The sequence below is a fragment of the Intestinicryptomonas porci genome (genome assembly GCF_033971905.1).
GTDB lineage: Bacteria > Verrucomicrobiota > Verrucomicrobiia > Opitutales > Intestinicryptomonadaceae > Intestinicryptomonas > Intestinicryptomonas porci.
Map to the genome: position 1 here is coordinate 47,914 of NZ_JALBUT010000002.1, position 18,069 is coordinate 65,982.

Annotated in this window: 13 protein-coding genes; 5 read left to right on the forward strand and 8 right to left on the reverse strand. The window is 47.8% G+C overall.

Going from position 1 to position 18,069, the window contains the following annotated elements; all coding sequences use genetic code 11:
* The first annotated feature begins 1 nt into the window (after position 1).
* On the forward strand, positions 2 to 721 hold the full coding sequence (locus tag MOX91_RS02015) for an ABC transporter ATP-binding protein (RefSeq protein ID WP_370396407.1): 720 nt from the start codon (positions 2 to 4) through the stop codon (positions 719 to 721).
* Positions 718 to 1,956 (forward strand): ABC transporter permease, encoded by a 1,239-nt coding sequence (locus MOX91_RS02020; RefSeq protein ID WP_370396408.1) that lies wholly within the window; start codon positions 718 to 720, stop codon positions 1,954 to 1,956. Before MOX91_RS02015 ends, MOX91_RS02020 begins: the two co-directional genes overlap by 4 nt.
* A 50-nt stretch (positions 1,957 to 2,006) precedes the next feature.
* Here the strand turns inward: MOX91_RS02020 and ppgK are convergent, their stop codons facing one another.
* The 4 genes from ppgK to MOX91_RS02040 form a co-directional block, all read right to left on the reverse strand.
* Positions 2,007 to 2,768, reverse strand: coding sequence for a polyphosphate--glucose phosphotransferase (ppgK, locus tag MOX91_RS02025; RefSeq protein ID WP_370396409.1), 762 nt, complete (start codon positions 2,766 to 2,768; stop codon positions 2,007 to 2,009).
* Positions 2,769 to 2,780: 12 nt separating this feature from the next.
* Positions 2,781 to 4,802, reverse strand: coding sequence for a squalene--hopene cyclase (shc, locus tag MOX91_RS02030; RefSeq protein WP_370396410.1), 2,022 nt, complete (start codon positions 4,800 to 4,802; stop codon positions 2,781 to 2,783).
* 196 nt (positions 4,803 to 4,998) lie between these two features.
* Entirely contained in the window at positions 4,999 to 6,783 is a 1,785-nt protein-coding gene (gene aspS / locus MOX91_RS02035) for an aspartate--tRNA ligase (RefSeq protein ID WP_370396411.1), read from the reverse strand.
* A 64-nt stretch (positions 6,784 to 6,847) separates the two neighbouring features.
* Entirely contained in the window at positions 6,848 to 8,113 is a 1,266-nt protein-coding gene (locus tag MOX91_RS02040; RefSeq protein ID WP_370396412.1) for a 6-phosphofructokinase, read from the reverse strand.
* A 186-nt stretch (positions 8,114 to 8,299) separates the two neighbouring features.
* On the opposite strand from MOX91_RS02040, the gene MOX91_RS02045 reads away from it, so the two are divergent.
* A complete protein-coding gene (locus tag MOX91_RS02045) occupies positions 8,300 to 9,187 on the forward strand; it encodes an amidohydrolase family protein (RefSeq protein ID WP_370396413.1) in 888 nt (295 codons plus the stop codon).
* 21 nt (positions 9,188 to 9,208) lie between these two features.
* Positions 9,209 to 12,934 carry a glycoside hydrolase family 2 TIM barrel-domain containing protein gene (locus tag MOX91_RS02050; RefSeq protein WP_370396414.1) on the forward strand — a complete coding sequence of 1,242 codons (3,726 nt, stop codon included), beginning with the start codon at positions 9,209 to 9,211 and terminating at the stop codon, positions 12,932 to 12,934.
* A gap of 21 nt (positions 12,935 to 12,955) precedes the next feature.
* Here the strand turns inward: MOX91_RS02050 and MOX91_RS02055 are convergent, their stop codons facing one another.
* A complete protein-coding gene (locus MOX91_RS02055; protein ID WP_370396415.1) occupies positions 12,956 to 13,906 on the reverse strand; it encodes a phosphatidylglycerol lysyltransferase domain-containing protein in 951 nt (316 codons plus the stop codon).
* A gap of 39 nt (positions 13,907 to 13,945) precedes the next feature.
* Between MOX91_RS02055 and MOX91_RS02060 the strand changes: the two genes are divergently transcribed.
* On the forward strand, positions 13,946 to 14,359 hold the full coding sequence (locus MOX91_RS02060; RefSeq protein WP_370396416.1) for a GNAT family N-acetyltransferase: 414 nt from the start codon (positions 13,946 to 13,948) through the stop codon (positions 14,357 to 14,359).
* On the opposite strand, the gene MOX91_RS02065 is transcribed toward MOX91_RS02060, so the two are convergent.
* Genes MOX91_RS02065 through ychF form a run of 3 tightly spaced genes read right to left on the reverse strand, consistent with a single transcriptional unit; the run spans position 14,356 to position 18,030 of the window.
* Entirely contained in the window at positions 14,356 to 16,191 is a 1,836-nt protein-coding gene (locus tag MOX91_RS02065) for a cytochrome c biogenesis protein (RefSeq protein WP_370396417.1), read from the reverse strand. The genes MOX91_RS02060 and MOX91_RS02065 overlap by 4 nt on opposite strands.
* Entirely contained in the window at positions 16,188 to 16,925 is a 738-nt protein-coding gene (locus MOX91_RS02070) for a cytochrome c biogenesis ResB family protein (protein WP_370396418.1), read from the reverse strand. The genes MOX91_RS02065 and MOX91_RS02070 overlap by 4 nt, the downstream gene beginning before the upstream one ends.
* Before the next feature lies 1 nt (position 16,926).
* Positions 16,927 to 18,030 (reverse strand): redox-regulated ATPase YchF, encoded by a 1,104-nt coding sequence (gene ychF, locus MOX91_RS02075; protein WP_370396419.1) that lies wholly within the window; start codon positions 18,028 to 18,030, stop codon positions 16,927 to 16,929.
* Positions 18,031 to 18,069 lie beyond the last annotated feature (39 nt).

Below are 18,069 nucleotides of genomic sequence, written 5' to 3' on the forward strand. Positions count from 1 at the left end.
CATGCCGGAAAACCGCCGCATAATTATGCAGACAAGGACGTTGCGCAAGATTTACCGCTTGGGCAACGAGGATGTCCATGCCTTGAAAGGCGTGGATTTAACGATTTGCGAAAATGACTACGCCGTAATTTTGGGGGCGTCGGGGTCGGGGAAATCGACTCTGATGCACATATTGGGCTTTATGGATACCCCCACCGACGGGGAAATTATTTTTGACGGCGCGGACGTTTCGAGAATTTCCGCAAACAAGCGCGCATGGTACAGGTCAAACAGAATAGGCTTTGTTTTCCAGACATTCAATCTCTTGCCGCGTCTAAGCGTCTTAAAAAACGTGATGCTGCCCTTTTCTTATTCGCGAGAAAAAATTCGGAATCAGGAGGAAATGGCAAGAGAAGCTCTCGACAGGGTTGGAATGCTCCACCGCCAAAACCATATTCCAAACCAGCTTTCGGGCGGGGAACGCCAGAGGGTTGCGATAGCGAGGGCATTGGTGAACCGCCCGCGCGTGATTTTTGCAGACGAGCCCACGGGCGCGCTTGACGTAAAGAATGTTAAAAAAGTTTTGGCGTTGTTTGACGATCTTGTGGCTCAGGGGCAGACAATCGTAATGGTTACGCACGATCTTGACGTCGCAAAAAGCGCGCACCGCGTCATAAGAATGAGCGACGGAATGATTATCGAAGATTCGCTGACCGAAAAGGGAAAGGCGCTTGCAAAATGAATTTCATTTTTGAATTTTTTGTCGGCGTCTCAAACGGATTGGGCGAAATATGGTCGCACAAAATCCGTTCGATGCTCTCAATGGTAGGCATTATTTTGGGGTGTGCGGCCTTGGTTGCGATGATGAGCGTTGTTGACAATCTCATGAAAGATTCGCGCCAGGCGTTTGAGGAAAGCGGCGGTGTGGAGCTTATTGAAGTCGTTAGGCAGGACGTTCCCGACGAGCAGGCTGACATTGCTTCTCTTTCAAAGGGGCTTACGATAGACGATGCTTACGCCATTAGGTATGCCGTGCCTTTGATTGAGTACATAAGCCCCCAAATCTGGGTGAGCCATGAGCGCGTGCGAGGCAAGCGCGGCAGGACATGGATGCCCGTGTTTGCGATATTCGGCGACAACGTTGACATAGGTCAGCTTGAAATAGAGCGCGGAAGAAACTTGTGCGAGCTTGACATGCGCTCTTATGCGTCGGTTGCGGTTGTAGGCAGTGAATACGCAAGGGTTGTATTTGCCCCGGGAGAAGACCCGATAGGCAAGTTTGTGCGCGTGAAAGGTTCTCTTTACCAAATCGTGGGTGTCATGAAGCACTACGAGCGAATTGTGGGCGGGCGCAATGTGTTGGCGAGGAAAAACCGCCTGATTTATATCCCCATTACGACGGCTGCAATGCGCTACCGCGGCGACAGGGGCGTAAACACGATTTACATGAAAGTGCGCGATGCCCGCAATCTTTCCGATGTGGTTTCGCAAGTGGAAAATACGATGAACCAGATGCATAACGGCATTCAGGATTTTTCGATTACGACCCGCGAGGCGGAGCTTGAAAAATACAAGGCGCGCGAAATGAAATGGAAAATGGGCTTGGGCGGCGTCGCGCTCATCTCGCTTTTTGTGGGCGGCATCGGCATTATGAACGTAATGTTGGCGGTGATAAACGAGCGCATAAGGGAAATCGGCGTGAGAAAGGCACTTGGCGCAAGGTCGTCCGACATCTTCATGCAGTTTTTGGCGGAATCGGTTGTCATAAGCTTCTTGGGGGGGCTTTTCGGAATGATTTTGAGCGTTGCTCTCGTGTTTGCCTTGAAGCAGATTTTGGGCGCGGAAGAAATGGCAGTGCCGTTTGATTCCATGATGTACGCAATGCTTTTCAGCATTTCAATAGGCATTGTTTCGGGAGTTTACCCGTCGCTTCGCGCGGCGCGTTTAGACCCGATTACAGCTTTGCGCTACGAATAGTTTTACATAAAAAAAACAAGGCTTGCAGAAGCCTTGTTTTTTTGGGGAGACTATGAAATTCTTTTTCCCGCTTCAAACGCCGCGCCTGCAATCCCTGCGCGGTTTTCAAGAGACGCCAAAACCAAATCGCATTTAACATCGAGATAATCGAAGAATTTTTCGGGCTTGGACGAAATTCCGCCGCCTAAAATTATAAGGTCGGGGTTTATGAGGCTTTGTATGTAGTTTAAATACTTGTTAAATCTTTCCGCCCAGACTTCCCATTTTAAATCGAGCCTTTTGCGTGCGGCGTCGGAGCATAGCGTTTCGGCAAGCACCATTTTGCCTGATTTCTTGTCTTTCATCTTTATGCTGCCAAATTCCAAATTGGGGACGAGATTGCCGTTTGTAAACAGGGCTGAACCTATGCCCGTGCCGACCGTGAGCATCAAGACGGAGCCGTTTTGGTTTTTCCCTGCGCCGAAGCGCATTTCACCTATGCCCGCCGCGTCGGCGTCGTTTATGACCCAAGCGTTGCAGGCGGAGCGTCTGCCGATTTCTTCCGCGAGATTTACGCCGTAAAAGGGCGAACCCAAATTCAACGCCGTCTCAATTATCTGCTGGCGGACAACCCCCGGGAAGCCGCATCCCACGACGCCGTTCCAGTTAAAAGTTTTGATGATTTCGTCTATCGCGTCCAAGAGGCCTTCAAGGCTGTATGGCTTTGGGGTTGGCACGCGCAGTCTCTCCGTCAAAAATTTGCCCGTCTTTATGTCAACAATCGCGCCTTTTACGCCGCTTCCGCCAATGTCAATTCCCAAAACTTTTTTCATCGCGATGTATTGTTAAATTTTTCCGAAATATTTTGCTCTTGCCCTGCCGAGCGCAGTGAGGGGGAAATAATGCCTGTACCAGTTGTAGTTCAGCATAAATCCGCGCGCCAGCTCCTTGCCCTGCGGCAACGCCTTGCCGTTTCTCAAATCTATTTTTGCTCCCAAACCGTATCCGGGGAAGCCCGTCCCCGTATAGTAGGGTTCGTCCCATGTATTATCGGCATTTTGCGACGATATTAAAAATGCGCAGCCGCGCTTTACGGCGTCTTCATATTCGGGATAGTCAAAGCCTAACATCGCCATAACCGCCCATGCCGTTTGGGAGGCAGTCGAGGGTATGCCCGTTCCCGAATATTTCGGCTCCATGTAAGAGGCTATGCTTTCGCCCCATCCTCCGTCTTCGTTTTGCTTCGAGAGCAAGTAGGCGAATGCTTTTTTGACTGCGGGGGTGTCTTTCGTGTCCCCGACTGCCGCGAGCGCGGTTAAGACCGACCAAGTGCCGTAAATATAGTTTACGCCCCATCTGCCAAACCAAGAGCCGTCGTCTTCCTGCTCCTTGTAAATAAATTCGAGGGCGCGCGCCATAGCGGGATGGGAGCGTGAAAATCCGCACATGGAAAGGGCTTCGACAACGTGCGCTGTGACGTCGGAACTCGGGGGGTCGAGAACTTCGCCGAAATCGCAGAACGGGATTTTTGTGACAAGCTCGCGCGTGTTGTCTTTGTCGAATGCCGCCCAACCTCCGTTTTTCGACTGCATTGCAAAAATCCAGTTGATTGCCCTGCGCAGCGCGGCTTCAAGCTTGCAGGCTATTTCCGTGTTGCGGGGAATGAGATTTTGGATTTTTTTGAAAGTTATTATGACTTCCGCAGTGTCGTCTATGTCGGGATAAAAATTGTTCGCCCTTTGGAAAGCCCAGCCCGAAGCTTCAACCTTTTTGCCCGTTTTCACCGACCAGTCGCCATAAAACCTGTTTTCTTTCGATAAAATGTAGTCGAGAGCCTTTAAAAGCTGCGGGCAGTTTTCGGGAGTGTAGCCCGAATCCATCAGGGCAATCATCGTAAGTATTGTGTCCCACACAGGGCTTTCGCTTGCTTGGAGCATCGTGCCTTCGCCCCTTTTCACCTGCCAGTGCAAATTGAAGGCGTCGATTGCTTTCGACATGTTTATTTGGTCGGTGGAAAATCCCTCAACATGCATTACTATTATGGCGTAAATCCACGGCGGTTGAATGCCTCCCCACGCGCCGTCTTCGTCTTGGTGTTCCAAGAGCCATTGCAAGACGAGTTTTATTGCCTGCTCTCTGAGCGGCTTTATCGGAAAGCGGTTGTAGGTATGAAGCATATTGTCGAGCTTCATGAAGAAATTTGTCCAGCTCAGCGGAAAATCGCTGTTGTTTGGCATTCGATAATCCGTATTTTCCCTTCCTTCGGGGAAAAGTTCGTCGGGTTGGAGATTTTTTGGAAGCTCTTTTATCGGGCGGCGGGCAGTTAAAATTGATATGGGCATCATTGTGGAGCGCGCCCATGCCGCGAAGTCGTAAATGTTAAATATGCACCAGCTTGGCAGGAAAATTATTTCCGGAGGAAGCACGGGAGTGCAAGCCCACGGCCATTGCCCAAAGAGGGCAAGCCAGTATTTGGTAAAGACCCTTATGCGCTCTGTCCATTTGTTTTCCAGAAGCCATTTTCGGGCGCGCGCCATGTATTCGGAGTCGGGATTATGCCCGTAAAGGCGGAGCGCGAAATAGCATTCAAGCGTTGTGTTTATGTCTCCCTGTTCCGAGGCGTAATATACGTCCCACGAGCCGTCTTCGCGCTGGCGATCCAAAATGTACCTTATGACTTTTTCTGTTTTTGGGTCTTTGAAGTCGATAAAATACATCGCCATGAGCCATTGGGCTTCCATGCAGCAGTTTGTTTCGAGCGGGGCGCACCACATGCCGTCGGGAGCCTGGCGTTCGTTCAGCCAATCCGCCGCCGATTTTATTGTTTTTGAGAGGTTTTCAAATGTAAAATTTTCAATGGGAGGCATATTGCTTTTGAAAGATGGAAATTGTTGGTTCCCCATTCATTGTAAAAAATAGAAATTCTATTACCATTACCTTAAAAATTAACCGAAATGTCAAACAATTTTACGGGCATTGCGGAGGTAGGCAAAACGCAAAAAAACGGCTTTAAGCAAAATCGCCAAGCCGTTTTGTGAAAAATATGAATTTTTAAAGATAATCTTATTCGGGCAAATTCGTTGCGATGAACAAGTCTTTCAACTGCTTTTCCGTGACAGCCGACGGCGACTGCGCCATCAAATCCTGACCCTTTTGAGTCTTCGGGAATGCCACGATGTCGCGAATGCTCGGGCGGTTTGTGAGTATTGCAACAAGCCTGTCAAAGCCGAGCGCGATGCCGCCGTGCGGGGGCGCGCCGAACTTGAACGCGTTTAGCATGTATCCAAAGCGCGACTCAACGATGTCGGCGGGGATTTTAAGCACATCTTTAAACACCATTTCCTGAACTTCGGGCTGGTGGATTCTGATTGAACCGCCGCCCAATTCTATGCCGTTTAAAACGATGTCGTAGTGCTGTCCGCGAACCTTCAATGGGTCTGTAAGCAAGAACGGCACGTCTTCGGGAACGGGAGAAGTGAACGGGTGGTGCGCCGAAACGTATCTGCCTTGCTCTTCGTCCCAGAGCATGAGCGGAAATTCTATCACCCACAGGAAATTGAACTTATCGGTGGGGATTTCCAGCTTGCCGCGCTTTTGCAGAAGTTTCGCGGCTTCAAGGCGAATTCTGCCCATAATCGCGCAAGCCTGTTCCCATTTTGACGCGGCAAAGAAAACAATGTCTCCGTCTTCAATGTTTAGCTTCGATTTTAGTTCGCTTTGTTCGCTTTCTGAAAGGAATTTCAATATCGGGCTTTTCCATGCTCCGTTTTCTGCCTTGATAAACGCAAGACCTTTTGCGCCGAGAGTCTTTGCGATGTCTTCAAGATTTTTCAATTCGCCCTGCGTCAAGTCTGCCAAGCCTTTTGCGTTGAAAGCTTTGATTGCGCCGCCTTCGGAGTTTGCGACAGATGCGAAAACCTTGAACTGCGAGCTTTTGAAAGTTTCCGTAAAGTCTTGGATTTCAAGCTCAAAGCGCGTATCTGGCTTATCGACGCCATAGCGGTTCATCGCTTCGTAATAGCCCATGCGCGGGAAAGGCGTCGGGATGTCGATTCCAAGAACGTCTTTCCAGACTTTTTTAAGCATGTTTTCGATAAGAGAGTACATGTCTTCGCGGTCAACGAAGCTGAGCTCTATGTCAACCTGCGTAAATTCGGGCTGGCGGTCGGCGCGCAAGTCTTCGTCGCGGAAGCATCTTGCCATTTGATAGTAGCGTTCAATGCCCGCGACCATGAGCATCTGCTTGTACTGCTGCGGAGACTGGCTGAGGGCGTAGAAGCATCCCGGGTTTAAGCGGCTCGGTACGAGAAATTCGCGCGCGCCTTCGGGAGTGCTTTTAAAGAGGGCGGGAGTTTCAACTTCCGTGAAGTTTTGCGAATCCAAATAGTCGCGGATTGCCTTCGACGCCTTGTGGCGCATTCTCAAAAGGTTGAGGTTGCGTGGCCTGCGCAAATCGAGGAAGCGGTATTGCAAGCGCAAGTCTTCGTTTACCTTGTCGGCATTTTCGTCAAGCGGGAAGGGCAAAACTTCGCAGATATTGTGGATAATCATGCTTTCCGCGTTGATTTCGATTTCGCCTGTCGGCAAATTCGCGTTTGCGGTGCCTTCTTCCCTTTTGCAGACTTTGCCCGAGACTTGGATTACGCTTTCACTGCGCAATTTTTGAACCTGCTCGAAAAGCTCTTTCTTTTCGGGATGGAATACTATTTGCGTTATGCCTTCGCGGTCTCTCAAATCCAAAAATTGCACTCCGCCGTGGTCGCGCAATGATTCAACCCAGCCGATGAGCATTACGTCTTTGCCTGCGTCTGACAGTCTTAATTCGTTGCAAGTGTGTGTTCTTTTCATCTTTTTTTCAAATGAATTGCGCCGGAATTTTTTTATTCCGACGCGTAGTTTTAAGAATTTAAAATTAGAGTTCGTACGGAGGAAGGAGCTGTTCCACCATGTTGTTTGCAAGCCTTACATAAGAGGGAAGCCCGTTTTCAAAAGGAACTTGGACTTCGCCCTGAATCAAAGGCAGAATGTAGCGGGTGAACTGGTAGCTTATGGACATTTGGTTTTCGCCAATCCAGTTTTCGGGGAACTTCTTTTCGACGTTTGCAACTTCGTTCAAATCAACGAGGCTTGTTTCGCAGGAATATTTGTCGGTATCGCCGCGTACAAGCGCAACCATTACGCCCGTTTCGCCGCTGACAGCCGCCTTTACGGCTTCCTGTCCGCACATAAACGCTTCGTTTGAGTCCGTCAAAGAAGAGCAGTGCGAGCCTGCGCGTTGGGCGTGCCCGAATTTGCAGGAGCGCGCTTTTACGCCTGAAAGCGATGTCTGGACGAGGTTTTGCAAATAGTCGCCAACGCCGCCGAGTTGCGCATGCCCGAAATTGTCGATTTTTCCGTCTGCCGCCGCGACATAATTGCCGTTCGAGTCCTTAATTCCTTCGCTTGCAACAACGAGGCAGTACTTGTTCTTTTGCAGGCAATTCTGCACTTCGTTTATGAAAGCTTCGGGATTGAATGCGACTTCGGGAAGCAAAATGATGTGCGGAGGGTCGTCCATCTGGTTCTTGCGCTTTGCGATGGCTGTTCCGGCTGCAATCCAACCCGCGTTTCTGCCCATTACTTCCACGATTGAAACCAAGTCGTGCTTGCCCATGCCTTCATGGTCGGCCGCAAGTTCGCGGATTTGCGTGCAAAGATATTTTACAACGCTGCCGTAGCCGGGGCAGTGGTCGGTCATCGGCAAGTCGTTGTCGATTGTTTTGGGAATGCCGATTACGCGCATTTCGTAATTTTGCTCTTCCGCGCAGCGCGATATTTTGTTTGCGGAGTCTTGGGAGTCGTTGCCGCCGATATAGAAGAAGTAGCGGATATTGTGCGCCTTGCAAACTTCAATAAGGCGGACAAAGTCCTTTTCTTTCGTCAGCTTGTAGCGGCAAGTGCCGAGCGCGGAGCCCGGGGTATGGCGCAAGCCGCGTATGTTTTGTTGCGATTCCTGCGCCAAGTCTATGAGCTGTTCTTTCAAAATGCCTTCAACGCCGTTTAAGCCGCCGTATATTTCTTCGATGCATTCGTGGTTCAATGCTTCCGTCACAACGCCTGCCAAGCTTGCGTTAATTACGGCTGTCGGGCCGCCTGATTGGGCGACGAGTACATTCCCTGTCAATATTTTTTCTTCCATAATTTTTATGTTTGTAAATGTGAGAGTAAAAAATGTTGTAAATTTAACGTTTTATCATTGTCCATTTTCGGAATTTGGCAAACAAAAAAACTTTCTTGTTAAAAATAAGCTTCTTCGGGCAAATTGTAAAAAACCTTGATTTGCCGATGTTCGTGCTTCTATAATTCTGTCATATAAAATTTGCCTATGGAGAACAGTTCAAGACGTGATTTTTTCAAAAAAACCATTATGGCGCTTGCGGCGTTTGCCCTTTTGCCCCAATCGGCGTCCGCCTTGAAGCGCAGACCTTATGCCACGCTTGAAAATGTAAAGAGGGCGAGGGGAAACGTTGCAAGCGGCGCGGACATTTTTGACGCTTTGTGCGCTCCCGAAAACGCTTCGATGTTCAAGTCTGCCGTAATTTGCGATTTTTCGGCATTGTCGGAAAGTTCGGATGCGGAAATCTCCAAGAATGTTGCTCTTCTGAAATTCTGCAAAGGCGGGGACGAATTAAAGTACTGCGCGCGCATTTCGAGCGGCTTGAGTGTTTCCAAGTATTTGGACGAAGTTTTATCGGGCGATAAGTGCGCGGCAATATCGCTTTTTGTCTCCTCTTTAAAGGACGCATCTTCCGAGCATTTTATTTTCGCCTTGAAGAAGGCTTCCGAAGCGGGAAAGCCCGTTTATCTTTTTGCCAATGTAAAAGGCGGCGAATTTTCTTTGGAGACGGGGGATATGCTTTTGGCGCAGTGCGTGATGAATTTGGCTGAAAGCGGAATTTTTAAAAATTTTGAAGGTTTGAAAATAATCTTGCCGCATTCCGGATCCGCCCTGCTTTCGAGCCTGGCAATGAGGAGCGTTGAAAGCGGGGACGGCGGAATTTACGCGCCGTTTATGTCGAAAGTTTTTTATCTTTTGGACGGAGAAATTCCCGATGAATTTTTCAATTTGATAAAAACAGTCGTTCCGCCTTCTCAGTTTTTGTTTGCCTCTTCAAACTGCGGCGCGGGCGCGATAGAACGCTTTGAGAGCCTGCCGCTTTCCGAGGCTTGGTTTAAGCGCATTTCAAGCGAAAACGCAAAGTCGCTTTTTTAATTTTTTTAACAAACCTGCCACATGAAAATAAACACTGTTATTATGACACTGCTATGCCTCGGCTCTTCATGCCTTGGCATCGATTTAAAAGACGCCCAAAACGCGTGGAACGACATTTCCGTATTCCGCATAAACAAAGAGCCTGCGCGGGCGTTTTTCGTCCCCTATGCCGATTCTTCAAAAGTTCCCGTTTCGCAAGGCGATGAGAATGTGGAAAATCTCTATGAGAACACGGGCAGGGCGAATGTCTTAAACGGCAAGTGGAAGTTCTTTTTTGCCGAAAAGCCCGAAGAAGTTTCGCCTGAATTTTTCAATTATGATTTTGACGATTCCAACTGGAACGAAATCGAAGTTCCAAATTCGTGGCAGGCTTGCGGATACGACAGCATTTTTTACGCCAACATCAATCTTGAAATGTTTTTCGACAAAAACGGCAGATGGCTTAAAGGTTTTCATAAGGGCAAGGGCGAGGAAATGTCGCAAGCTGCAAAAAGCCCGTTCATTCCCGAAATACACCGCCAAAAAGCGGTTTACCGCACGTCTTTCGAGCTTCCGAAGGGCTGGGCAGACCGCGAAACAATCATAAGGTTTAACGGGGTGCGCACGGGATTTTTCCTGTATGTAAACGGAGAAAAAGTCGGATACAGCGAGGACAGTTTTACGCCTGCTGAATTCAACATCTCAAAGTTTTTGAAATCAGGCAAAAATTCGCTGGCAGTCGAAGTTTTTAAAAACACAACGGGGGCGTATTACGAGATGCAGGACATGCCGCACATGATGGGCATAATCCGAGACGTCGTCTTGCTTAGCCGCCCCAAAAATTACATCCGCGATTATTTTGCAGACATAAAGCTAAATGATAAATTGGACGAGGCAAAAGTAAACTTGACCGTGTTTTTGAGCGGAAGAGAAAACTCGAAAGTTTCTGCCTCCATAGTCGATAAAAACGGAAATGCTGTTTTCAAAAAGTCGGCAAATGCAAGCGGCGGGAAAGCAGAAATTTCGGGACTTGTAAAAAACTTTAAATTGTGGTCTTCGGACAAGCCCGATTTTTACACTCTGATATTGGAAGAGTCGCAAAACGGCAAGGTTTCCGAAGCCGTCGCCGCAGACATTGCGTTTAGAAAATTTGAGATAGACGGCAAGACATGCCGTTTGAACGGCAAACGTTTTCTGATAAAGGGCGCGAATGTCCACGCGTGGTCTCCCGACAAGGGCAAGGCATGCGATTTCAAGTGGATGAAAAAGGACGTCGAGCTGATGCGCGAAGCCAATATAAACGCCGTCCGCACTTCCCACTATCCGCCCGACGATAAATTTTTGATGCTCTGCACCCGCTACGGAATCACTATTATGGACGAGGCGAATTTTGAAACCCACGGATTGAGGGACGAAATTCCTGGCGACAACGAATGGTTCTTTGCGATGTCGCTTGACAGAATGAAGAACATGGTTTTGCGCGACAGAAACGTGCCGTGCGTGATTATTTGGAGTTTGGGCAACGAGAACGCATGGCGTTTTACGAAGAACCATCAGGTAATGCTTGACTTTGCGCGCGAATTTGGCGGCGGGCGTCCCGTGCATTCCGAAGTCGAAATGCGCGACCCTCTGACTTTAAAAAACGAGCGTTTAAACAGCCCGACCGACTTCGTTTCGGGCATGTATGGCGGGCTTCCGCGCATCAAGTGGTACCAGACAAAAATGAGAAATGAAACGCGCCCCTTCATCTTTTGCGAGTACATGCATTCGATGGGCAATTCCACGGGCAATTTAAAGGAGATTTTTGACGAATTCAGAAAAGACCCTTCGCTAAACGGCGGATATTTGTGGGATTGGGTTGACCAGTCGCTATTGATGCCGCTAAAGGAAAATCCGAATGAAAAGTATTTGACCTACGGGATAGACTGGGGCACGAAGCCGTCTTCAAACAACTTCTGTCTAAACGGCGTGATTTTTGCCGACCGCACATATTCGGGCAAGTTCGACGACATTAAAAGAGTCCACCAAAACGCATGGTTTGAGGACTCGGAAAGCCCGTTCAAATTCAAGGTTTCAAACGAATTTACGGCGACAAATTTAAACGAATTTGACTTTGAAGTCGAAGTTCTGCGAAACGGCAAAGTTGTGGCGAAAAGGGCGCAAAAGCCGCTAAATATTGCACCGTGGGAGAGCGCGGAAATAGAAATTGACGCGGCGGATTTAATAGAAAAAGACAAGAAGCTGGTGGAAAATTCAAATTTAAACGGCGAATACTTTATAAATATCTCTTTAAAAGAAAAGCAAAGCGGCAAGGTGGTTGCAAAGCACCAGCGGTATGTCGGAAGAAGCGCGCATATAGCTTCTTCTTGCGGATATTTTAATTTCAAAAAATTGTCGGAAAACAAAGATTTTATTGTGTTTAGAGCATCCTGTTTTAGCAATTCAAATGCCATAGATTTAAAATTCTCCAAAAAGGACGCCGCTTTGGTTTGCGCGGTTTCTTCAAAAGATAAATCGCCGCTAATCACAGAGCCTCTTGATTTCGATATTTCGCAGGCTTGGATTGACAGCATGAAGCCGCCTATGCGCGACTATGAAATGTACGGCTTGGACAATCTAAAAACCGAAAAGCCGCAAGTTGTTTTCGACGGGAGATCGGTGCTTTGCAAAAAGTTCCTGCTAAATGAAGACGGCGCGGGATTTTTGTCGGAAATCAAATATTCCCCGGGCATGCAGGGAGTTCAGGTTGACTGCAAGTTTACGAAGGTAAACGACCTGCCCGAAAAGCTCAATTTGGCAAGAATCGGCGTGCGAATGGGCATCGAAAAGTCGCTTAAAAACGTCGAGTATTACGGCAGGGGGCCATTGGCAAATTATTGCGACAGAAAAACGGGCGCGGATGTCGGCATTTATTCTTCGGATGTAAAGTCGTTCCTCGAACTCTTCCCGAAAACGCAGGATACGGGCAATCGCGAAGACGTAAGAAATATGATTTTATCAAGCGACAAGGCAAAATACAAATTGGCGTTTGTCGCGCTTGACAGGCCTCTTCCTTTTGCAATTTTGCCGAACTCGCAGGCTGAAATGAAGAATGCGAACCATCCCCATGAGCTTCCTCAAAATTCAAATTCGGAACTTAGGATTGCATGGAATGTTTTTGGCATCGGAAACAGCTCCCACGGTCCAGAAACTCTCGATAAATACAGGCACTTCTTTAAAGGCTCTGTTAAGTTTAGCTTTAAATTCGGCTTGGTCGATAAAGATATGACGCCTGAAAAATTGGCAGAGGAAATCTCCTATACATATCCGATGTCGGAAATGAAAGAGGGTGAAAATTTGCAGGACGAGAGCTTGTTTCCGAAGCCTTCGGGGAAAGTCATAAGCTATGGCGCAGACGTGAAACTAAGCTCTGTTGACGAAAGATGGTCGCCCAAGGTAAACGATTTCACTACGGAGGGCGCGCAAAACTTCGCCTTTCATACCTTGAAAGAGGTACACCCGAATGTCGTTGTGGATTTGAAAACTCCGCAACAGATTTCGGGCATTCAGCTTTCAAACCGCGCCGATCACATGGCGTTTAGAACCGCGCCAATCGGAGTTTACATTTCTTCAAACGGCAAAGATTGGGAGAAAATATTTGTTAGCAAGCTCGCCAAAAAACGCTGGCATATAAATCTAAAAGAAAAAAAGACTGCGAGATTTATAAAAGTCGTTTTGGAAAAGCCCGAAGCGGAAGCTTTGCACCTTAAAAAAATAGTCGTTTTTTAAGGCACGGATTTCGCGGCGTTTTTACGCTGTCTTAACTCTTGCAAATTTGCGCTTGTAAAGGAAAAGGGGGTCGAGAGACCTCTTTGCATGGCGCAGGTTTTCAATGCCCAAGTCCTGTTCCCTGTTCATTCTTGACGCTCCGAGCTTTTTTATTTCGTTTGCTTCAAGCCATGCCAACTTTTGCGGAGCGCCCTTGAACGCGGGGTTGCATTTTTCAAAATGGACGGTGTAAATCTGCGGGTTTATTTCGCTAAATATTGAAACGCCCGCAAGAACGCCCTCTTCGGCAAAGAGCAGAATGCCCCTTAAATTCAAAAACTCGAAATTTTCCCTTGCGCACATTAGCGCGTCGTCTTCGTTTTTCAACCCGCCGTAGGTTATTGAAATTTCCTTTTGGCGGTTTATTTCAAGCATGAAGTCGAATGCGGCGTTTGCGTTTTGCGCGTTCAGTTCCCGAAAGGTGGCGTTCGGGTAAAGCTTGTCGAACTGCCTTATTAAATTGTGCTTTTTGCGCAGCAGCGTGCCGTTTAGATTTATCAGGTGGTTTAAATCGTATATGTAGTCGAATTCGTTTTCGTCTTCTCCTATTTCAAAATATTTGGAAAGTTCCGAAAAGTTCTTTTCAACGTAGCTTGGCGGAATGTCGTATATGAAGCCGTCGTCGCTTTTTTTTGCGCTTATGAATGCTGATGCCGTTTCAAAAAGCTCTTTTGGCGAAGGCTCTTCGCCAATCGGGAACATTATGACGCGGTTTGCGCTGTTGTACGGCAAAACGGAGCCGCCCGATTTTACAATTTGCGTTTTATACATTTTGCGCCACATGAAAAGGTTGGCGAAATTTCTTTCGCAGCTGTCGCATGGATTTTTTGCGATAAGTGCGCATATTTGCGCTTTGTCGGACGCTGAAATGTCTTTAAGAGCGTTCGCGTCGAACGCGGTTTTTTCGGGAATTTTTAACTCTGCCAATATCATTGTTGAAATTTTGTTTTATCAAGATTGTAATATCGCAATATGCGTTCAAAAATTAAAATATTAAAGTTAAATCCTTTTGAAAAAGATTATTCCGAAGCCGTTGCCCGCCTTTATGAATTTGAAGGATGGATTTCTGAAAAAGACGATGTGTCAAAGATAAACTTGGCAATTAAAAACAGCTTTTGCGCGTTTGGGGCGTTCGATGAAAGCGGGCAAATGGTCGGCTTTTTCAGGGCATTGTCGGACGGAGTGGGCGACGCGTATCTCCTCGACTTGATTGTCGATCCGAATTTCAGGAAAATGGGCATTGCCCAAAGCCTCGCGGAATCCGTCTTGGCGGAGCTTAAAAAGTGCGGCTTGGATTGGATTACATGCATTTCAACTCCCATGGCAAAGCCGGTGTATTCAAAATTCGGCAGGGAAATGGAAAACTTTTCTCCTTTCAGATTTTAAAAATCGGTTTGGCTCAAATATTTTTCATGGTTTGTATTCGGTGCGGCTTGGCATTTTACGAACGCAAGAAGCGATATTAAAAATTGCGCCAAGACAAAGAGTGCGAGATAAAGCCATCCGTCGCTCATAAATCCGTAGGAATGCAACCCGATTCCGAGCATGTTTACGCCGAACCACGCCCATGCCGCGACAATGTTGCCAATACATGCAAGCGCGAGAAACGCGCGGGCATTGGCGTATTTAAAGGCGTAAAGATGTATTGCAAAAGCCGACCAAAGCACAACCATCAGCGCGCCGTTTTCCTTCGGGTCCCACCCCCAGAACCTCCCCCAGCTCATGTTTGCCCAGACGCCGCCAAGCATTGTTCCCGCAAACGAAAACACCATTGAAAAGCACATTATGGCATACACGGTTTTTGCCGTTTCAAAATTGGATTCTTCCGAAACTTTTCCGAGCTTTGCGGCGTTAAAAAGAAGCTTAAAAGACGCCGCAAATCCCGCCAAAAACACTCCGCAATAGCCTAACATCATCGGCACGATGTGTGCCGTAAGCCAGAAGTTTGAGTTTAAAACCGCCACCATCTTTCCCATTGTGTCGCCCGAATAGGGCAGGTTAAGCGCAATCAAAAGCGATAAAAATCCGGCGGGGGCGGCAATCATTGCGTAGATTTTTTTGCCTTTTTTTAGCATCAGAAAAATGCAAATTCCAACCGCGACAAGCCCGGTGAAAATCACAGAGGAATAAAGGTTTGTAACGGGGGGGCGCATTTGTATGTACATTCTTGCGAGCATTCCGAATGCGTGCGTTAAAAACGCGCATGAAATAAAAACCGCGCCCGAGGCAAAGGCGATGTTTGCGCATCTTTTTAATATTGTTCCCGCAAGCAAAATCACTGCGGCAACCGCGTATAAAATCGCTCCCCTGTAAAAAATGTCGAGGCGGTTTGCGAAGTTTTCAAACCTGATTTTAAATGGCGGATTCAGCAGGCTTTTAAGCTCTTTTATGTGTATGTCTGCCTCTTCGGGCTTGTTTTTGGAAACGCACTCCACAATGTCGCCGTAGCGCGAAAACGTTTCGATTTTGTTTTCGGACGGGGCGGTATCCAAGAGGGCGTCGAGTGGAGTTTGCCAGCCGCCGCTCATTGAGACCACCAAAATGTTTGAATTTTTCAGCTCGTCGTGGCGCGACTTTATTTCCTGAAAGGCTTGCAGGTATTGGTAAACATCGGCAAGAATTGCGGAGTCAGGCTTTCTATTTTGGGCTTTCGCGCTTTCTATTTCCGCCGCCGCGCGCTTTGTCATCGCTTTCCACATTTCAAACGTTTCGCGCGGAGTTGCCCCTTCAAGGCAAAACGACAAGGCGTTTGACGCGGCTTCGTACGCGGCGATTTTTTCTATCGCAAGCCTGCACGCCTTTGTAAATGGGGAGTTATCCTGCGAGTTTGCTGCATTAAACGCCTCTTCAAACTTTTTTTCAAAATCTTGGTATGAATAGTATCTTCCTTTTATGCCGAGCAGATTTTGAAGTTCGCGGTTGTCGGTGCTGAAAAATTTTTGTTCCGAAGCTTCAAGCTTGCGGGCGTTAATATAAACTAACCATTCGGTTGGCGACGCCCACTTGTCGCCGATTTTTACACTTGATTTGCCGTATATGAAGCGCAAGATGTCCGCGCTTGCGCTTGAAAGGGGCATGAGCCTACCGCCTTTCATAACGGGCATTTCAGAAAGAGCCGCACCGTCTTTTAAAATTGCGCCGCGCTTGCCGAAAAAGTATCCGAAGCAGATTATTGCAATGCAAACGGCAAAGCTGAGTGTTATGGCGATTTTTTTCATTTGGATTTTTTGAAAATTCTGACGGCGTAAGTGAAAGCCATTCCAAACATTATAAGCGCAACCGAAACCGTTGGCAGAAGCCCCGCGGGATTTTTTACGGCTTGCAATACGCTTGTTTTGCCGCCGTCTCGATAGCTTGACTGGTAGAACGTCCACGCGCCGAAGCTTGCGGGTTCATTCATTTTTATGAGCTTTTCGATTGCTATGTCCCTGTACCTGAAAACCACAAGGCTCGAATAGTCTTTTGCGATGTCGCTGTTTTCGTAGTTTTCTATCGCGAATTTTTTTAGCTCAATGGAAAAGGGAAGCGTTGAAAGCAATGCGGGCTGTCCGCTTGAAGATTTTAAAATCGAAGTTTGGGGTACTCCCTCTTGCAAAACGACTGCGCCTTCCTTTCTCCACGCCGCCTGCAAAAAGCCCGACACGATTAAAAGCACAAGGGCGATGTGCGTCATTGCAAAGCCCATTCCTTCGATGTTGCGCCTTGTAAATCTCTGGGCGGACGCCAAAATGTTTAAAATCGCCAGAACTCCGACGGTTTTTCCGCCGATTAGCGGAATAAATCCGAATGCGAGCGCGCACCAAGACTCAAAAAATTTCGCCTGAACTGCCGCAATGCCGATATTCGGAATTTCGAGTGTCGCAAAAAATATGGAAAATACCGAATAGGCGAGCAAAAACGCTGTCAGTATCGGCGAAGAGGCGAGGTAGAATATTTTAAGAAGAATTTTCACGCTATACGTTAAATCTAAAAAGCGCGACGTCTCCGTCTTTAAAAATGTAGTCTCTGCCTTCAAGGCGGTAGTGCCCCGCCTCTCTTGCCTTTGCGACGGACCCTGCGTTTGCCAAGTCCTCGTATGAAACTACTTCTGCCTTGATGAAGCCCTTTTCAAAGTCGGTGTGGATTACGCCCGCGCATTGCGGGGCAGTCATTCCCTTTTTGAAAGTCCATGCGCGGACTTCCTTTTCGCCCGCCGTGAAGAAGCTTGCAAGCCCCAAGAGATCGTATGTCTTGCGGATAAGTTCCGAAACGCCGCTGTCTTGCGCGCCAAGCTCCTTTAAATACTCCGCGCCCTCTTCGGGAGACAAGTCTGAAAGCTCCTCTTCAATTCTTGCGCAAATTACGCATGTTTCGGCGTCGTGTTCTGTTTTTGCGAACTCCCTGACCTTTTGGACGTACAAATTTGCGTCGGGATTTGCCAAGTCGCTTTCTGACACGTTGCAGGCGTAGATGGTCGGTTTCGAGGTTAGGAGAAAATACTGCTTCATTCTCTCCTTGTCGTCGTCGGAGCATTCGAGGGTGTGCGCGGGCTTGCCTTCGTTTAAGTGGGCGACCAAAGCCTTCAAAAGTTCGGCGTTTTTTATGGATTCCTTGTCCATGCTCTTTGCCTTGCGGATACTCGATTCAAGCTGTTTTTCGCAGCTTTGAAGGTCGGCGAGGACAAGCTCTGTCAAAATAATTTGAATATCTCTTATAGGATCGACCGAGCCGAGTGAATGCAGAATGTCGTCGTCTTCAAAACAGCGCACGACTTGCACTATTGCGTCCACTTCGCGTATGTTTGCAAGAAATTTGTTGCCAAGCCCTTCGCCTTTGCTCGCTCCCGCAACCAATCCCGCAATGTCAACAAATTCGACTGCGGCGGGAATTACCACGTTTGTTTTGGCGATGCCTTTCAATACGGCAAGCCTTGAGTCGGGCACTTCAACGACGCCGACATTCGGCTCTATCGTGCAGAATGGATAGTTTGCCGCTTCCGCTTTTCTGGAGCGGGTGAGCGCATTAAAAAGAGTGCTTTTGCCGACGTTCGGCAATCCTACTATGCCTGCTTGTAACATGTCTTAAAAAAATTCAAATTGTGTATTTTCAATTTCTCT